This window comes from Pseudarthrobacter sp. MOO13, from assembly GCF_058267655.1.
The window spans coordinates 2553194-2571450 of record NZ_CM177848.1 but is presented as its reverse complement, the minus strand read 5'-3'; the positions used below and the strand labels follow the sequence as shown (position 1 = coordinate 2571450).

The window sequence follows — 18257 nt, the reverse complement described above, 5'->3', positions numbered from 1 at the left end:
CGTACGGCTGCCCCGCCCGCCGGCAGCCACGACTCGTAGCTAAGAACAGTAGATGACTGAAACTTTGCCGGGCGCCGCCATTCCGAACCCCACGGATGAGGCCGCCATCAACGCCGCTGTAGACCAGGCCATCACCGCCATCGACGGTGCGGCCACCCTTGACGAGCTGAAGGCGGTGCGGCTTGCCCACAGCGGCGAGAAATCCCCGCTGAGCCTTGCCAACCGTGAGATCGGCCGCTTGCCCAAGGACCAGAAGGCGCTCGCCGGAAAGCTGATGGGCGCCTCCCGCGGCCGGGTCAACAAGGCGCTCGCCGACCGCACGGCCGTCCTGGAAGCCGAGAACGATGCCCGCATCCTGGTTGAGGAAACCGTGGACGTCACCGCCGCGCCGCGCCGTCGCCGTGCCGGTGCCCGCCACCCGCTCTCCACCCTCCAGGACCGCGTGGCGGACATCTTCGTGGGCATGGGCTGGGAAATCGCCGAAGGCCCCGAGGTCGAATCGGAGTGGTTCAACTTCGATGCGCTGAACTTCAAGCCGGACCACCCGGCCCGCGAAATGCAGGACACCTTCTTCGTTGAGCCGCCCGAAGCCCACCTGCTGATGCGCACGCACACGTCCCCGGTACAGGTCCGCTCCATGCTCGAGCGCGAAGTACCCATCTACGTGCTGTGCCCCGGCAAGGTGTTCCGCACCGACGAACTCGATGCCACCCACACCCCGGTGTTCCACCAGTTCGAGGGCCTTGCCATCGACAGGAACCTCAGCATGGCGGACCTGCGCGGCACCCTTGAGCACTTCGCCCGGCAGATGTTCGGCGATGAAGCCCAGATCCGGCTGCGCCCCAACTACTTCCCGTTCACGGAGCCGTCCGCCGAACTGGACATCTTCCATCCCGGGGCCAAGGGGGGCCCGGCGTGGATCGAGTGGGGCGGCTGCGGCATGGTCAATCCGAACGTCCTGCGCGCCGCCGGCATCGACCCGGACGTCTATTCAGGTTTTGCCTTCGGCATGGGCATCGAGCGTACCCTCATGTTCCGCAACGAGGTGGGGGACATGCGCGACATGATCGAAGGCGATGTACGGTTCAGCGAGCACTTCGGGATGGAGATCTAACAGTGCGTATCCCACTTTCCTGGCTGCGTGAATTCGCGGCCGTACCGGCCGATGCAACGGCCGAAGACGTCATGGCCGAACTGGTCAAGGTCGGTTTCGAAGAGGAAGCGGTCCACCGCCCCACCGACGCCCTGCGCGGGCCCGTGGTGGTGGGCCAGGTCCTGAGCCTGGTCAAGGAACCGCAGACCAACGGCAAGACCATCAACTGGTGCCAGGTCCGCGTCGTGCCCGAAGGGCAGGAGCAGACCCTGACAGGAGACGGCATCGACCCCTCCGGCGTGCAGGGCATCATCTGCGGCGCCCACAACTTCGTGGAAGGCGACAAAGTGGTGGTCACCCTGCCCGGCGCCGTGCTGCCCGGCGACTTCCACATCTCCGCCCGCAAGACCTACGGCCACCTCTCCGCCGGCATGATCGCCTCCGTCCGCGAACTGGGCATCGGCGATGACCACGACGGCATCCTGGTGCTCTCCCGCATCGGGCTGGACCCGGAAATCGGCACCGACGCCATGGAGCTCCTAGGCCTCTACGACCAGGCTGCGGAAATCAACGTCACCCCGGACCGCGGCTACGCCTTCTCCATCCGCGGCGTGGCCCGCGAGTACGCGCACGCCACCGGCACCGCCTTCACGGATCCCGCCACGAAGGTCAACGCCCCGGCCGAGCTGTCCGGCGGCTACGGCGTCAAGCTCAACGACGACGCCCCCATTTACGGCACGCCCGGCTGCGACCGCTTCGTGGCCCGCACGGTGCGCGGCGTGGATGCCACCCGGCCCACCCCGCAGTGGATGGTATCCCGGCTGCGGCTGGCCGGCATCCGCTCCATCTCGCTGCCGGTGGACATTTCAAACTACGTCATGCTTGAGCTGGGCCAGCCCACGCACTGCTACGACCTGGACAAGCTGTCCGGCGACATCGTGGTGCGGCGCGCGTCCGCAGGGGAGAAGATCACCACCCTGGACGGCAAGGAGCGCACCCTTGATGCGGAGGACCTCCTGATCACCGACGACTCCGGCGCCATCGGCATCGCGGGCGTCATGGGCGGCGCGGCCACCGAGGTGAGCGATTCGACGTCGAACATCCTGGTTGAGGCGGCACACTTCGACGACGTGTCCATCGGACGTTCCCGGCGCCGGCACAAGCTGCCGTCCGAGGCGTCCAAGCGCTTCGAACGCGGCGTTGACTGGCAGGTTGCGGGCATCGCCGCGCAGCGCGTGGTGGACCTCCTGGTGGAACTGGCCGGGGGATCCGCCGATGAGGCGGGGACCGACGTCGGCACCGCCCCCGAAACCGTCACCATCGAGCTGCCGGCCGGCTTCGCCGCGGCCCGCATCGGGATCGACTTCACCGAAGCGCAGATTGTCACCTCGCTGGAGGACCTGGGTGCCGTCGTCGTAAAGCACGACGCCGGCTGGACCGTGACGCCGCCCAGCTGGCGCAGCGACCTGGAAACCAAGGAAGACCTCACAGAGGAAATCGCCCGGCTGGTGGGCTACGACAAGATCCCTGCCACGTTGCCCGTGGCCCCTCCCGGCCGCGGCCTCACCCGGGTCCAGCAGCAGCGCCGGCGCCTGATCCAGGCCCTGGCGGACGCCGGACTCACCGAGGTCCTGTCCTACCCGTTCGTGTCCAAGGCGGCCAACGACACCTTCGGCACGGCCGACGAAGCCACCCCCCGGAGCGCCGTCAAGCTCGCCAACCCGATCAGCGAGGAGCAGGGCTACCTGCGGACCTCGATCATTCCGGGCCTGATCGAGGTGGCCAAGCGGAACCATTCCCGCGGCTTCCGCGACCTCGCCCTGTTCGAGTCCGGCCTGGTCTTCCTTCCCGGCGCCGCCATGGGTACCGCCGCCATCCCGCCGTTGGGGGAAAAGCCCGCCGACGAGGTGCTCGACGCACTTTACGACGGCGTCCCGGACCAGCCGTTCCATGTGGCCGCCATCCTCACCGGCCACGATTCCCCGGCTGCTGCCGGCCACACTCCGCGGACGTGGGACTGGGCTGACGCGCTGGATGTTGCCCGCCTTGCGGGCGACGTCCTCGGCGTCGACCTTGTGGTCACGCAGGGCAGCCACCAGGCGTTCCATCCCGGCCGCACCGCCCGGCTCGCACTGCGGACGGGAGAGACCGTGGGGTACGCGGGCGAACTGCACCCCAAGCTGCTGGCGGCCTCGGACATGCCGGCCCGTTCGGTGGCACTTGAACTCAATGCCGACGCCCTCTTCGACGCCGCACCGGACGTGATCGTGGCCCGCCACATCTCGACCTTCCCTGTGGCCACCCAGGACGTGGCGCTCGTGGTCCCGGCCGATGTCCCGGCCGATGAGGTCCTGGCCGCCCTGCGTGAAGGTGCCGGCGAGCTGCTGGAGGACGTCGCCCTGTTCGACGTCTACGCCGGCAAGGGCATTGAGGACGGCAAGAAGTCGCTGGCCTTCGGGCTCCGGTTCCGGGCCGCCGACCGCACCTTGACCGCGGACGAAGCCTCGGCCGCGCGCGAAAGCGCCGTGGCCCTGGCCGCGGAACGCTTCGGAGCCGTGCAGCGCTAGTTCCTGTTCGCAGCCTCCGGAAGGGCGGGTCATGACGCACTGTGAAATGCGTGCAGTCCCGCCCTTCCTGCTGCCCGGCGACGCCGCCGCGGTGCGCAAGGACGCCGAACGCCTCCTGGACGGCGTGGAACTGGCGCGGGCCAAGGCCATGGCGGCTGCCGCCGGGACGGCGTTCCTGGCCGGGCGTTTGGCCCAGCGGGACTTCGCCGCCAGCCTGCTGTCAGTGTCCGCCGCAGACCTCGCCACGGCCTACGGCTGCCCGCGCTGCGGCACGGGCCCGGACCTGGGCCACGGCAGGCCGGGGTACACCTATCGGGGTGCCCCCGTGCCCCTGGCCCTCAGCCTGTCCCGGGCCGGCGGCTGGACCCTGCTCGCGGCCGTGCCGGATGCCGCACCCGGAACCCGCCTCGGGACGGACATCGAGGATCCGGCCCGCACCGGTTTCGACGGGTTCGACGGACTGGCGCTGGCACCTGCCGAACAGCTTGCGCTCCGGGGCGTCACGGCGGACCTCCTCCCTGCAGCCAGGGCAAGGTTGTGGGCCCGCAAAGAGGCCTGGCTGAAGATGACCGGCGAGGGACTCAGCAGGATGCCGTCCTCCCTTGACGTCCTGGAACGTCCCGGACTGATCGACCTTGGCCCCGCGGAAACCGGGCTTCCCGCCCACCTGGCCGCCGCCGTCGCGCTTTCCGTGCCCGCTCAGGACGCAGGCAATGGCGGCAGCGGCTCCTCGTAGAGCCAAGGGTGCAGCAGGGATTCTGCATCCACGGCTGTTGCCCGGCTGACGGCCATGATGAAGTCCTGTGTGGTCACCGAGCCATGCCGGTGGCTGGCGGTCCAGTCCTGCAGGACGGCGAAGAAGGCAAGGTCGCCGACGGCCATCCGGACGGCATGGACAGCCAGTGCTCCGCGTTTGTAGACGCGGTCATCGAACATCCGCCCAGGTCCGGGGTCTCCCACCAGGATGTCCTGCTCCTCGGCGGCCAGCCGGCGCCAGGCAGCCCGGGCCCGGTCCGCCACGGCCATGACGCCGGCTTCTTCGGACCAGATCCATTCCGCGTAGCAGGCAAAGCCCTCGTGCAGCCAGATGTCCTGCCAGCTGGCCGCCGTCAGGGCATTGCCAAACCATTGATGGGAGAGTTCGTGGGCGATCAGGCGCTGGGACTCCCAGTCCAGGCCCAGGTGGTTGGGGCCAAGGATGGACATTGCCTGCGACTCAAGCGGGATTTCCAGTTCGTCCTCGGTGACCACCACGACGTACCCGGGAAACGGGTAGGGGCCAAAGCAGCTGCTGAAGGTGCGCATCATGGCCGGCTGGAGCGCCAGGCCGGCCCGTGCCCGGTCCGCCAAGGCGTGGGAGACGGCCACGGTCTGCGGTACGGGGGTGCCGTGCCGACCGCTGTCCAGTTCCAGCAGCGCATACCTGCCAATCTGCACGGTGGCCAGGTAGGCGGGCATGGGATCGGCCTGTTCATAGACCCAGGTTTCGCGGCTGGAACGGGCGGTGTGCGATTGCAGGACGCCGTTGCACACCACGCGGTAGTTCGCATCGGTGGTCACGGTGAACCGGTAGCTGGCTTTGTCCCCGAGGTGGTCGTTGCACGGGAACCAGGAGGGCGCCCCGTTGGGCTGCCCGGCCACCAGGACGCCGTCCGTGAGCTCCTCCCAGCCCACCTCACCCCAGAGGCCCCGACGTGGCCGCGGGTTGCCTTCGTAGCGCACCTCCAGCGTGAACGGCTGCCGGGCCTCGAAAGGGTTCTGCGCCGAAACCACGAGTTGCCCTGCCCGCTGGCTGAACCGAAGGGGCTTGCGGCCGTCCAGCAGCACTTTGGTGGCGCGCAGCCCGGCAAGGTCCAGCACAATGGCCGACGCCGGGACGCACGTGACGCCGTGCAGCACCGCCCTGCCGCTGAGCCGGTTGCTGGCCACCCGGTAGTCCAGGTCCAGTTCGTACCGCTCCACCCGGAAGGCGTTGGTCCCGGCGCCGGGCAGGTAAGGATCCGGGGCAGCGCCGCCGGCCTCGTTGACACTGCCGCGCGCGGATGATGCTGAAGAACTCATGGGGACCTTCGGTTGGCAGACGGCGATCCGGGGCCGCTCCAGGGACTGACGGGGTTGCCCATCCAGTACGTCGCGGCGGGAACTGCTTCGCCGCGCATCACCAGGGACGCCGGCCCCACTGTTCCGCCTGCGCCGACCCTGGCCTGGGGAAGGATGACCCCGTGCGGGCCCATGGTGGCCCCGTCCTCGAGCGTAACAGCGTCAATGCTCATCACCCGGTCATGGAACAGGTGCGTCTGCACCACGCAGCCCCGATTCACCGTGGAGTTGCGGCCAAGCGTCACCAGGTCGGCTTCGGGCAGCCAGTAGCTTTCACACCATGTGCCGCTGCCGATCTTCGCGCCGAGCGCACGCAGCCACCAGACCAGGGCCGGCGTGCCGGAAGCAGCCCGCGCAAACCATGGCGCGGACACCATCTCGATAAAGCTGTCCACTACTTCGTTGCGCCAGATGAACGAGCTCCAGAGCGGGTGCTCGCCGGGGCGGATCCGGCCCACCAGGATCCACTTGGCGACGACGGACGCGGCTGCGGCGACAAAGCCCGCCAGCAGCATGATCACGCCCGTGAGTACGGCTGCGGCGCCATAGCCCAGGGCTGCAGCGATCCAGTCGAAGGCCAGCATGGTGCCGGCAGCGATGGCCACCGTGAGCATGACCGGCACAAACCGGCCCAGCTCCCACAGGGTCCGGGCCACCTTTAGCCGCGCCGGGGGCTGGAAAGTGCGGGAACCGTCTGAGGCGATCGCGGTCCGCCGCAGCCGGACCGGCGGGCTTCCCAGCCAGGAGGTGCCCGCCTTGGCTTTTGCCGGCGTCGCGGACAGGACGGCCACCAGCGAGTTCTTGGGCACGTTCCGGCCGGCGGCGGTCATGCCGGAATTGCCGAGGAAGGACCGCTTGCCGATCTTGGCCGGTGCCACCCGCAACCAGCCGCCGTCGAGCTCGTAAGAGGCCACCATGGTGTCATCGGCCAGGAAGGCACCCTCTCCCACGGTGGTCATTTTCGGTATCAGCAGCACGGTGGAGGCCTCGACGTTCTTCCCGACCTTGGCGCCCAGCAGGCGAAGCCACACCGGGGTGAACAGGCTGGCGTAGATCGGGAACAGCAGGTCCCTGGCCAGGTCCAGCACCCGCTCGGTGGCCCAGATCTGCCATCCCACCCGGCTGCGGATCCGGTAGTAGCCCTCCGCGATCCCGATGGACAGCAGGCGCGTGGCAGCCAGCACCAGGACGGCGTTCACGGCAAACCACACCAGCGACGCGGGGGCAAGGGCCGGCACCAGCCGGGGGAGGGCTTCGGTGAGAGAGGTACTGCCCTGGATGAAGGCGAACGCGACCCACAGCGCGGCAGCGGCGGACACGTAAGGGATGACGGAAAGGCAAGCCGACGCCAGCGCGAAGCCGGCGAACCAGGCGCGTGCGGCAAACCTGCCTTGGGCTGCGGCATCCGGCACGCTGTGTTTGGCCTTGCCCTGCCGGCGCGCCGGAGACCCGGCCGCCAGCTGGCCTGCCTTGACCTTCCCCAGCACCGCGGAACCGGCTTCCACCTGCGCCCCGGCTCCGATCGAGGCGCCGGGCATCAGCGTGCTGCGTGCGCCCACGCTGGCTCCGCGGCCAATCCGGATGGCTCCAATATGGACATCGTCGCCGTCGATCCACCAGCCGGAGAGGTCCACTTCCGGTTCCACGTTGGCTCCGCTGCCCAGCGTCAGCATCCCGGTAACAGGAGGCAGCGAATGCAGCTGGACGTCCCGGCCGATCTTTGCACCCAGCGCCCGGGCGTAATACGGGACCCATGGCGCACTGGCGAGGCTGACGGCGCCGGCGAGGTCCTGGATCTGTTCGGCGAGCCACAACCGCAGGTGGACGCGCCCGGACCGCGGATAGATGCCCGGTTCCACCCCGCGCAGCAGGAACCGGGCCGCGCCGATGGCCAACAGCATCCGCCCCGCCGGGCTGACGAACACCAGCCAGGACACCGCCACCCACCACCACGAGACCGTGGGAGCGGCAGTGAACCCGGCAAGCCCGGACAACAGGTTGTTCAGGGCCATGACGTAGGTCAGCCACCGCATGCCCACCAGGATGTGCAGCGGCACACCCATCAGGGTCTGGAAAACCTGGGACTTCCTGGCAGTGGGCCGCACGGAGCGCTCCGGTGCCGGGACCGCCGGGCCGCCGGGACGGGACTGGCGTGCCACTTCCACCAGCGCACCGATCCGCGGCGTCGCGTAGATATCGGCCACGGTGATGGTGGGGTAGCGGACCCGCAGGGCCGAGACCAGCTGGGCGGCCGAGAGTGAACCGCCACCGTACGCGAAGAAATCGGCGTCCAGCGAGCTGACCGGGCTCCCCAGCACGTTGCTCCACTGCTCCACGATCCAGGCGGCGTCATCCGGAATATTCAGGGGGGCGGCGTTAGCCTCCGCGGCGCCAGCCCCGGCCAGCGGCCATGGGAGTTCGTGCCGGTTTACCTTGCCGCTGGTCTTGGTCGGCAGGGAGTCCACCACGGTGAGCATGGGAACCAGGGCCGCAGGCAGGCTTGTCGTCAGCTGCTCCCGGGCAATCGAAAGGTCAAGGACCACCCCGGCCGCCGGCGCCAGGTAGCCCACCAGGACGTGGTTTCCGGCGGCCGTGGTTTGGACTGCCGCGGCGCCGCCGGCCACCCCGGGAAGGGACTGGAGCGCGGCATCGATCTCGCCCAGCTCAATCCTGCGGCCGCCGAGCTTAACCTGTTCGTCGGCCCGGCCCTGGAAGACCAGGCCGGCCTGCTCGAAGCGCACCAGGTCACCCGACCGGTAGGCCCGGTCCCACCCCAGGGTGGGCATGGGCGCGTACTTCTCCGCGTCCTTGGCAGGATCGAGGTAGCGGGCCAGGCCAACGCCGCCGATGATGAGTTCGCCTACTTCGCCTTCGGCTACCGGTACCGCGTTCCCATCCACGATGGCCAGGTCCCAGCCGTCCAGCGGCAACCCGATCCGCACGGGACCGGGTGCACCCAGGGGCGCCGCGCAGGCCACCACCGTTGCTTCCGTTGGACCGTACGTGTTCCAGACTTCGCGGCCTTCAACGGCCAGGCGGCTGGCCAGCTCGGGCGGGCATGCCTCGCCGCCGAATATGAGTAGCCGGACGTTCTCGAGCGATTCCGCCGGCCAGAGCGCAGCGAGGGTGGGCACGGTCGAAACGGCGGTGATGCCGTGGTTGATCAGCCAGGGGCCAAGGTCCATGCCGGTCCGGACCAGGGCGCGCGGTGCGGGCACCAGGCAGGCGCCTTGCCGCCAGGCGAGCCACATTTCCTCACAGGAAGCGTCGAAGGCGACCGACAGCCCGGCCAGGACCCGGTCCTGCGGACCGAGGGGTTCGTCCTGGAGGAAGATCCTTGCCTCCGCATCCACGAAGGCAGCGGCAGACCGGTGCCGGACCGCCACGCCCTTGGGTGTTCCGGTGGAGCCGGAGGTAAAGATGATCCAGGCGTCGTCGCCAGGTTCCGGGGGCCGTGCGCCTTTGAACGGGCCTTTCCGCCCCTGCCCGGCCGGCCCCGTCCCGATCGATGCGCCCGGCCTGATCGAACCGCCCTGCCCCAGGACGGCTGCCACGTTGGCCTCGCCGAACACCAGCCGTGCGCGTTCCTCGGGATCGTCGGCATCCACGGGAACATAAGCGGCTCCCACCAGGAGGACGGCGAGGATGGAGACGTAGAGTTCGCTGGTGCCGGACGGGATCCGGATGCCAATCCTGTCCCCGGCGCCGAACCCGGCCTGGTGCAGGCGGCGGCCGGTGGCGCGGACAGCGTCCAGCAGCTGCGCGTAGCTCAGTGAGGTACGGCCGTCGTCCAGCGCCGAGGCGTCGGGAAAGCGGGCCGCGGTGTCCTGCAGGATATCGATCAGCGTCCGGGCCGCCGGTGCAGCCGCGGCCCCCGGCAGCTGGGGCCCGTACAGGGCGACGTTCCTGCCGGCCCCACCTGCCGGGGGCACGGCTGCCGAGGCCGCAGGATCCTGGTGGACGGTGCTGGCCGGCGCTGCACCGGGATGGTCATCCCCGAAGGGGACCTGCTGCTGGGTCACCCGTGCATTTTCCCGGGAGAAGATGAACAAAAGGTGTCCGGCGCGCCCGGACGCGCCGTTTGAGGCGGCCCGGGGGTTTGCCCGGTGTTCACGTTGCCTGCGGTTACGGAACCAGGAGCACTTTGCCGGTGGTCTTCCTGCCCTCAAGGTCGCGGTGCGCGAGGGCTGCCTGCGACAAGGGGTAACGGGCCCCGACCCGCACCTTCAGGCTGCCCTCGGCCGCCGCTGCGAACACCTCGCCGGAGCGCCAGCGCCGTTCCGTGGCATCCCGGAGGTAGTGGCCCATCGTGGGGCGGGTCAGGAACAAGGAGCCGCCGGCATTCAGGCGCTGCGGGTCGACCGGCGGGACGGGACCGGACGCGGCACCGAACAACACCAGCATCCCCCTGATTCGCAAGGCGGCAAGGGAACCGTCGAAGGTGTCTTTGCCCACGCCGTCGTACACCACGTCCACGCCGGTACTGCCCGTGATGTCCCTGACGTGCTCCGCGAATCCTTCGTAGCGGAGCACGTGGTCCGCTCCGGCGTCGCGCGCCAAGTCTTCCTTTTCGTCCGTGGACACCGTGGTGAACACCTCAGCGCCCCGTGCCTTAAGCAGCTGGATCAGCAGCAGTCCCACGCCTCCGGCGCCGGCATGGAGCAGGACCTTGTGGCCAGGTTCCACCTTAAAGGTGGAGTTCATCAGGTAGTGGGCAGTCATGCCCTGCAGGGGCAGCGCCGCGGCGGTAAAGACGTCCAGGCCCCTTGGTACCGGCAGCGCGGCGTCTTCGTCCACCAGCGCGTAGTCCGCGTAGCAGTTGATGCCTTCAGCCGTGGCAATCCGGTCGCCGACGGCAAATCCGGTCACCCCCTCTCCCACCGCCTCCACCGTGCCGGCGGCCTCGGAGCCGGGGGTGAAGGGGTACTGCACTTTGTAGGTGCCGCTGCGCTTGTAGGTATCGATGAAGTTCACGCCGGCCGCGCCCACCTTGAACAGCAGCTGCCCCGGGCCGGGAGTGGGGGGCTCAACCGCGGCGTAGTCGAGGACTTCCGGTCCGCCTGCCTGCCGTGCGACGATTGCGTGCGTCATGGCGCTCCTTTCCCGGGTTCCGGTATTTCCGGCCCGGCTGCCGAAGTCCATCCTAGGGACACCCTGTGCCGGACGGACACGGATGCGGAACAACCGTCCCCGGATTGCGCATGCATAAATATCGGCCCCATTGCATAATTATTGTTGTATGGTGGAGGCATGACTATTTCTGTTGCGGTTTCGGGAGCCAGCGGATACGCCGGGGGAGAGGTCCTCCGCCTCCTGGCCGGGCACCCCGGTGTGACCATCGGCGCAATTACGGCGCACAGCAACGCGGGCTCGCGGTTGGGCGAACTGCAGCCGCACCTGCACGGACTGGCAAGCCGGATCCTGGAAGACACCACGGTGGAGAACCTCTCCGGCCACGACGTCGTCTTCCTTGCCCTCCCGCATGGTGCTTCCGCCGAAATCGCCGCCCAGCTGCCGGAAGGAACGGTCGTCATTGATGCCGGAGCCGACCACCGGCTCGAGGACCCCGAGGCCTGGGAAAAGTTCTACGGTTCCGCCCACGCCGGCACCTGGCCGTACGGACTTCCGGAGTTGCCCGGCCAGCGCGAGGCCCTGAAGGGTGCCAGGCGTATCGCCGTCCCCGGCTGCTACCCCACCTCCGCCCTGCTGGCGCTCACTCCCGGGTTTGCAGCCCACCTGCTGGAGCCCGACGACGTCGTCATCGTTTCCGCCTCCGGCACCTCCGGCGCGGGCAAGGCGGCCAAGGCCAACCTCATCGGCTCCGAAGTGATGGGATCCATGAGCCCGTACGGAGTGGGCGGCGGACACCGGCACACACCGGAAATCGAGCAGGGACTGTCCAACGCGGCGGGGGAGCAGGTCACGGTGTCCTTCACCCCCACGCTGGCTCCGATGAGCCGCGGAATCCTCACCACCGCCACGGCCAAGGTCAAGGCCGGCACCACCGCGACGCAGCTGCGCCAGGCCTGGACGGACGCGTACGATGACGAGCCGTTCGTCCATGTCCTGCCGGAAGGCCAGTGGCCAGCCACCAAGTCCGTCCAGGGCTCCAACCACGCCGCCATGCAGCTCGCCCTCGACCCCCACACCGGGCGCGTGATCGTGACCTGCGTGATTGACAACCTCACCAAGGGCACCGCCGGCGGCGCCGTCCAGTCCATGAACATCGCACTCGGCCTGCCGGAAACCGACGGCCTCAACCTGCAGGGAGTAGCCCCGTGACCATCACCGCACCCCAGGGATTCCGGGCAGCCGGCGTCACCGCCGGCCTCAAGGCTTCCGGCAACCCGGACCTCGCCCTCGTGGTCAACGACGGCCCGGCCAAGGCCGCGGCCGCCGTGTTCACCAGCAACCGGGTGGCAGCGGCTCCGGTCCACTGGTCCCGCCAAGTGGTCTCCGACGGCCGCGTCGACGCCGTGATCCTCAATTCCGGCGGCGCCAACGCCTGCACCGGCCCCACCGGCTTCCAGAACACCCACAGCACCGCGGAGAAAGTGGCAGAGGTCCTGGGGATTTCGGCCACCGACGTCTTTGTCTGCTCCACCGGCCTGATCGGTGAACAGCTGCCCATGGACAAGATCCTGCCGGGCGTCGAAGCGGCGGCGGCAGCATTGAGCGCCGACGGCGGTCCGGCGGCGGGCACCGCGATCATGACCACCGACAGCATTCCCAAATCGGCGCTGTTCATCGGCACCGACGCCGACGGCCAGGAGTTCAGCATCGGCGGCATCGCCAAGGGCGCCGGAATGCTGGCCCCCGGCCTGGCCACCATGCTGGTAGTCCTCACCACCGACGCCGCCGTCGAATCCGAAATGCTCGACGTCGTCCTGCGGGACGCCACCCGCGTCACCTTCGACCGCGCCGACTCCGACGGCTGCATGTCCACCAACGACACCGTGGTCCTGCTGGCCTCCGGCGCGTCCGGGGCCGTACCTTCCGCAGCGGACTTCGGTGCCGGCCTCACCCAGGTCTGCGCCGAACTGGCCCGCAAACTGATCGCCGACGCCGAGGGTGCCAGCCACGACATCGCCATCCGCACCTTCAATGCCGCCAGCGAAGCGGACGCCGAAACGGTCAGCCGTTCCGTGGCCCGCTCCAACCTGTTCAAGGCCGCCATCTTTGGCAAGGACCCGAACTGGGGCCGCGTGCTGTCCGCCGTGGGCACAACGGACGCTGCGTTCGAACCGGACAAGCTCAACGTGGCCATGAACGGGATCCAGATCTGCCGCAACGGCAGCATCGGCGACGACCGGAGCCTGGTGGACCTGGAACCGCGCGAGGTCCTGGTGGAGATCGACCTGCAGGCAGGCGACGCCGAAGCCACGATCTGGACCAACGACCTCACCCACGACTACGTCCACGAGAACAGCGCCTACTCCAGCTAGGAGCTCCTGCTCCCGGCAGGAACCGCTGCGGAAAGTGACAGCATGAACACCCAGACGCGTGAAACCACCAGCATGTCCGCTGCCCAGGACAAGGCCGCCACCCTGATCGAGGCGCTGCCCTGGATCCAGCGGTTCGCAGGCACCACCATGGTGATCAAGTACGGCGGCAACGCCATGGTCAACGACGAACTCCGCCGGGCCTTCGCCGAGGACATCGTCTTCCTGCACCACGTGGGTATCCACCCGGTGGTGGTCCACGGCGGCGGCCCCCAGATCAACTCCATGCTGGGCCGGCTGGGCATCGAATCCGAGTTCAAAGGCGGCCTGCGCGTCACCACCCCGGAAGCCATGGACGTGGTCCGCATGGTCCTCACCGGCCAGGTGGGGCGCGAACTGGTGGGCCTGATCAACTCCCACGGGCCCTACGCCGTCGGCATGTCCGGCGAAGACGGCGGGCTGCTGCGCGCCGTCCGCACCGGCACCGTGGTGGACGGCGAAGACATCGACCTCGGGCTCGTGGGCGAGGTGGTCGGCGTCGACCCCGCGGGCATCGTGGACATCCTGGCCGCCGGCCGCATCCCGGTGATCTCCACCGTGGCCCCGGAGATTGTCGACGGCGGGGAGAACGTGCCAGGTGCCGGGCGTTTCCAGCCCACCGGCCAGGTCCTGAACGTCAACGCGGACACCGCGGCCGCCGCCGTCGCCTCGGCACTGGGCGCCTCCAAGCTGGTCATCCTGACCGACGTCGAAGGCCTGTATGCCAACTGGCCGGACAAGTCCTCCCTGATTTCATCGCTGACGGCCTCCGAGCTGCGGAAGATGCTGCCCCGGCTCGAATCGGGCATGATCCCCAAGATGGCCGCGTGCCTGAAGGCCATCGACGAGGGCGTGGAGCGCGCGCACATCGTGGACGGGCGCCTGCCCCACTCCATGCTTCTTGAAACATTTACGACGGCGGGCATCGGCACCCAGGTGGTCCCGGACGAGGAGAACAACGCATGAGTAAGCACACCGCAGAGGTTGAGCTTGTCGAAACCCCGGTGGCCGAACTGGTGCAAACCAAGGGCCACGCGGGCTCCGAGTGGCTCTCCCGCTACTCCACCTCGCTGATGAACGTCTTCGGCACGCCCCAGCGCGTCCTGGTCCGCGGCGCCGGCTGCCTGGTGTGGGACGCCGACGGCAAGGAATACCTGGACCTGCTCGGCGGTATCGCCGTCAACGCCCTCGGCCACGCCCACCCCTTCGTGACCTCAGTCATCGCCAGCCAGCTGGCAACCCTGGGCCATGTCTCGAACTTCTTCACCAGCCCCACGCAGGTGGCCTTGGCGGAGAAACTTTTGGAGCTCACCCACGCCCCTGCCGGGTCCAAGGTGTTCTTCAGCAACTCCGGCACGGAAGCGAACGAGGCAGCGTTCAAGCTTGCCCGCCGCAACACCGGCGCCGGCGACACCAAGCGGAGCAAAATCATCGCCCTCGAAGGCGCTTTCCATGGCCGGACCATGGGTGCCCTGGCGCTGACCGCCAAGGAAGCCTACCGGGCACCGTTCGAACCGCTGCCCGGTGGCGTGGTGCACATTCCGTTCGGCGACATCGCTGCGCTGCAGGCAGCAGTGGATGACACCGTTGCCGCCGTCTTCCTGGAGCCCATCCAGGGCGAGGCCGGCGTCCGGCCGCTGCCCCCGGGCTACCTGCAGGCTGCCCGTGAGGCCACCACCAAGGCGGGAGCACTCCTGATCCTCGACGAGGTCCAGACCGGCATCGGGCGGACCGGCAAGTGGCTGGCCAGCGAAGACGCCGGGATCGTCCCCGACGCCGTCACCCTGGCCAAGGGCCTCGGTGGCGGATTCCCCATCGGCGCCCTGATCACCATGGGTGAGCAGACGTCGTCGTTGCTGTCCGCCGGCCAGCACGGCACCACGTTCGGCGGCAACCCGGTGGCCACGGCGGCCGCCCTGGCCACCCTCCACGCGCTCGAAAGCCAGGACGTCCTGGCCAACGCCACCGCGGTGGGTGCGCACCTTCGCTCCGCACTGGCCGCGGTCACCGGCGTCACCGAGGTCCGGGGTGAAGGGCTGCTGATCGGCTTCGACCTCGACGCCGACGTCGCCCCCGCCGTCGTGCAGGCCGCCCTCGACGCAGGCTTCATCGTCAACAGTCCCGGCCCGCGCACCATCCGCCTGGCACCGCCGCTGATCCTCACCACAGCCCAGGCGGACACCTTCCTCGCCGCTTTCCCGGCAATCCTCCAGACAGCTAAGGACGCCCAGTGACCACCGCAACCCGGCACTTCCTCAAGGACACCGACCTCAGCCCCGCCGAGCAGGCAGAGGTCCTGGAACTCGCAGCCCGGATGAAGGCCGCCCCGTACAGCGTCCAGCCGTTCGCCGCTGAGCGCAGCGGACGCAAGACCGTGGCCGTCATCTTCGACAAGACCTCCACCCGGACCCGCGTCTCGTTCGCCACGGGCATCGCCGACATGGGTGGCAATGCCCTGATCATCAATCCCGGCGAGGCGCAGATCGGGCACAAGGAATCCGTGGAGGACACCGCCAAGGTCCTCGAACGGATGGTGTCCACCATCGTTTGGCGCACCGGCGCGCACTCCGGGCTGGTGGCCATGGCTGCCAACTCCAAAGTCCCGGTCATCAACGCCCTGTGCGACGACTACCACCCTTGCCAGCTCCTGGCCGACCTCCTCGCCGTCAAGGAACACAAGGGCGAACTGAAGGGGCTCACCATGAGCTACCTCGGCGACGCCGCCAACAACATGGCCAACTCCTACCTGCTGGCCGGCGTCACGGCCGGGATGCACGTCCGCATTGCCGGTCCGGAAGGCTACCTGCCGGCCGCGGACATCGTGGCGGCCGCGAAGGAACGGGCGGCCGAAACCGGCGGTTCCGTGCTGGTCACCACCGATGCGAAGGAAGCCCTGCAGGGAGCGGACGTGGTGGCCACCGACACGTGGGTTTCCATGGGGCAGGAAGCCGAGAAGGAAGCACGGCTCCAGCTGTTCCGGGACTACTCCGTCGATTCGGACGCCCTGGCACTCGCCGCGGAAGACGCCGTCGTGCTCCACTGCCTGCCTGCCTATCGCGGTTACGAAATCTCAGCGGACGTCATCGACGGACCCCAGTCCATCGTCTGGGACGAGGCGGAAAACCGCCTGCACGCCCAGAAGGCCCTGATGGCCTGGCTGATGCACCGGTCCGGCCTGGCCGTCGTTGACGGCCTTTCCCCCGTTGAAGGTGCCGGGGAGAGCACGTTCCAGTGACCGCCCAGCCGTCCTCCCCGGGCAGCAGCCCGGCCACCAAGACCGCCCGGCAGGCACGCATCACCGCCATCCTTACCGGGCAGTCCGTTCGTTCGCAGGCTGAGCTTGCGGCGCTGCTGGCGGACGACGGCGTGCAGGTCACCCAGGCAACCCTGTCCCGGGACCTGGTGGAACTGGGTGCGGTCCGCGTCCGTGGCAAGGAAGGCGTCCTGGTGTACGCCGTCCCCGGCGAAGGCGGTGAACGGGCCGCGAAGAGCGGCGTCACGCAGGAAATCCTGGACGCGCGGCTGGCCCGGCTGTGCAGCGAACTGCTGGTCACGGCGGAAGCCTCCGCCAACATCGCCGTCCTGCGGACCCCGCCCGGTGCCGCGAACTTCCTGGCCCTGGCCATCGACCACTCCGTAATGCCATCCATCCTGGGCACCATCGCAGGGGACGACACCGTCCTGCTGGTGTCACGCGATCCGCTGGGCGGCCCGGACCTCGCAGCCCGCTTCCTGCAACTGGCCGAGGAAGCCGGGCAATAAGCTTGACGACAGAACATCAACCAACCCCAACAAGGAGCATTTAAAGTGACTGAACGCATTGTGCTGGCCTACTCCGGCGGCCTGGACACGTCAGTAGCCATCGGCTGGATCGGTGAAGCCACCGGTGCCGAGGTCATCGCCGTGGCGGTCGACGTCGGACAGGGCGGCGAATCGCTGGAAACCATCCGCCAGCGCGCCCTCGGTTGCGGCGCCGTCGAGGCCTACGTCGCGGACGCCTCGGACGAGTTCGCCAACGAATACTGCGTGCCCACGCTGAAGGCCAACGCCCTGTACCAGGGCCACTACCCGCTGGTGTCCGCCATCTCCCGCCCGGTGATCGTCAAGCACCTGGTGAAGGCCGCCCGCGAATTCGGCGCCACCACCGTGGCCCACGGCTGCACCGGCAAGGGCAACGACCAGGTCCGCTTCGAAGTGGGCATCCAGACCCTCGGCCCGGACCTGAAGTGCATCGCCCCGGTCCGCGACCTCGCCCTGACCCGCGACAAGGCCATCGCCTTCGCCGAGGAAAAGGGACTGCCCATCGAGACCACCAAGAAGAACCCGTACTCGATCGACCAGAACGTCTGGGGCCGCGCCGTGGAAACCGGCTACCTCGAGGACATCTGGAACGCCCCCACCAAGGACATCTACGACTACACCGCCACCCCGGAGTTCCCGCCGGCACCGGATGAAGTCACCATCTCCTTCGAGGCAGGCGTCCCCGTCGCGATCGACGGCGTCAAGGTCACCCCGCTGCAGGCCATCAAGGAACTCAACCGCCGCGCCGGTGCCCAGGGCGTGGGCCGCATCGACGTCGTCGAGGACCGCCTGGTGGGCATCAAGTCCCGCGAAATCTACGAGGCCCCCGGTGCCATGGCGCTGATCACCGCGCACAAGCACCTGGAGGACATCACCATCGAGCGCGAGCAGGCCCGCTTCAAGGCCACCGTTGGCCAGCGCTGGGCCGAACTTGTCTACGACGGACAGTGGTTCTCCCCGCTCAAGCGCTCCCTGGACGCCTTCATCGAGGACACCCAGAAGTACGTCTCCGGCGACATCCGCATGACCCTCCACGGTGGCCAGGCCATCGTCAACGGCCGCCGCTCCGACACCTCGCTGTACGACTTCTCGCTGGCCACCTACGACACCGGCGACACCTTCGACCAGTCCCAGGCCAAGGGCTTCATCGAGCTGTGGGGCATGTCCGCCAAGGTTGCCTCCGGCCGCGACATCCGCGTCGCAGGAAAGTAACCC

At 68.7% G+C, this 18257-nt stretch carries 13 protein-coding genes; 10 read left to right on the top strand and 3 right to left on the bottom strand.

The window, feature by feature from the left end:
* The first annotated feature begins 52 nt into the window (after window positions 1-52).
* Genes pheS through AC4EEO_RS11790 form a run of 3 tightly spaced genes read left to right on the top strand, consistent with a single transcriptional unit; the run spans window position 53 to window position 4396 of the window.
* Window positions 53-1114 (top strand): phenylalanine--tRNA ligase subunit alpha, encoded by a 1062-nt coding sequence (gene pheS, locus AC4EEO_RS11800; RefSeq protein WP_018763602.1) that lies wholly within the window; start codon window positions 53-55, stop codon window positions 1112-1114.
* 2 nt (window positions 1115-1116) lie between these two features.
* Window positions 1117-3660: a phenylalanine--tRNA ligase subunit beta gene (pheT, locus tag AC4EEO_RS11795; protein ID WP_285320613.1), complete on the top strand. Its 2544-nt coding sequence runs from the start codon at window positions 1117-1119 to the stop codon at window positions 3658-3660.
* Window positions 3661-3691: 31 nt separating this feature from the next.
* Window positions 3692-4396 (top strand): 4'-phosphopantetheinyl transferase family protein, encoded by a 705-nt coding sequence (locus AC4EEO_RS11790; protein WP_243835538.1) that lies wholly within the window; start codon window positions 3692-3694, stop codon window positions 4394-4396.
* Here the strand turns inward: AC4EEO_RS11790 and AC4EEO_RS11785 are convergent.
* The 3 genes from AC4EEO_RS11785 to AC4EEO_RS11775 form a co-directional block, all read right to left on the bottom strand.
* Window positions 4360-5721, bottom strand: a complete 1362-nt coding sequence (locus tag AC4EEO_RS11785) for a M1 family metallopeptidase (RefSeq protein WP_491338900.1) — start codon at window positions 5719-5721, stop codon at window positions 4360-4362. The two genes, AC4EEO_RS11790 and AC4EEO_RS11785, sit on opposite strands and share 37 nt — an antisense overlap.
* Window positions 5718-9656 (bottom strand): Pls/PosA family non-ribosomal peptide synthetase, encoded by a 3939-nt coding sequence (locus AC4EEO_RS11780; RefSeq protein WP_491340421.1) that lies wholly within the window; start codon window positions 9654-9656, stop codon window positions 5718-5720. Before AC4EEO_RS11780 ends, AC4EEO_RS11785 begins: the two co-directional genes overlap by 4 nt.
* A gap of 229 nt (window positions 9657-9885) precedes the next feature.
* Window positions 9886-10851, bottom strand: coding sequence for a quinone oxidoreductase family protein (locus tag AC4EEO_RS11775; RefSeq protein WP_491338899.1), 966 nt, complete (start codon window positions 10849-10851; stop codon window positions 9886-9888).
* Window positions 10852-11010: 159 nt separating this feature from the next.
* Between AC4EEO_RS11775 and argC the strand changes: the two genes are divergently transcribed.
* Genes argC through AC4EEO_RS11740 form a run of 7 tightly spaced genes read left to right on the top strand, consistent with a single transcriptional unit; the run spans window position 11011 to window position 18254 of the window.
* On the top strand, window positions 11011-12042 hold the full coding sequence (gene argC, locus AC4EEO_RS11770; protein WP_491338898.1) for an N-acetyl-gamma-glutamyl-phosphate reductase: 1032 nt from the start codon (window positions 11011-11013) through the stop codon (window positions 12040-12042).
* On the top strand, window positions 12039-13205 hold the full coding sequence (gene argJ, locus AC4EEO_RS11765; RefSeq protein WP_491338897.1) for a bifunctional glutamate N-acetyltransferase/amino-acid acetyltransferase ArgJ: 1167 nt from the start codon (window positions 12039-12041) through the stop codon (window positions 13203-13205). Before argC ends, argJ begins: the two co-directional genes overlap by 4 nt.
* A gap of 42 nt (window positions 13206-13247) precedes the next feature.
* Window positions 13248-14207: an acetylglutamate kinase gene (gene argB, locus AC4EEO_RS11760; RefSeq protein WP_285320619.1), complete on the top strand. Its 960-nt coding sequence runs from the start codon at window positions 13248-13250 to the stop codon at window positions 14205-14207.
* Window positions 14204-15475: an acetylornithine transaminase gene (locus tag AC4EEO_RS11755; protein ID WP_491338896.1), complete on the top strand. Its 1272-nt coding sequence runs from the start codon at window positions 14204-14206 to the stop codon at window positions 15473-15475. The genes argB and AC4EEO_RS11755 overlap by 4 nt, the downstream gene beginning before the upstream one ends.
* The gene (gene argF, locus AC4EEO_RS11750) at window positions 15472-16476 is read left to right on the top strand and encodes an ornithine carbamoyltransferase (RefSeq protein WP_109044876.1); all 1005 of its coding nucleotides are present in this window, start codon (window positions 15472-15474) and stop codon (window positions 16474-16476) included. The genes AC4EEO_RS11755 and argF overlap by 4 nt, the downstream gene beginning before the upstream one ends.
* A complete protein-coding gene (locus tag AC4EEO_RS11745) occupies window positions 16473-17003 on the top strand; it encodes an arginine repressor (protein WP_018763591.1) in 531 nt (176 codons plus the stop codon). The genes argF and AC4EEO_RS11745 overlap by 4 nt, the downstream gene beginning before the upstream one ends.
* Window positions 17004-17048: 45 nt before the next feature.
* Entirely contained in the window at window positions 17049-18254 is a 1206-nt protein-coding gene (locus tag AC4EEO_RS11740) for an argininosuccinate synthase (RefSeq protein ID WP_018763590.1), read from the top strand.
* Window positions 18255-18257 lie beyond the last annotated feature (3 nt).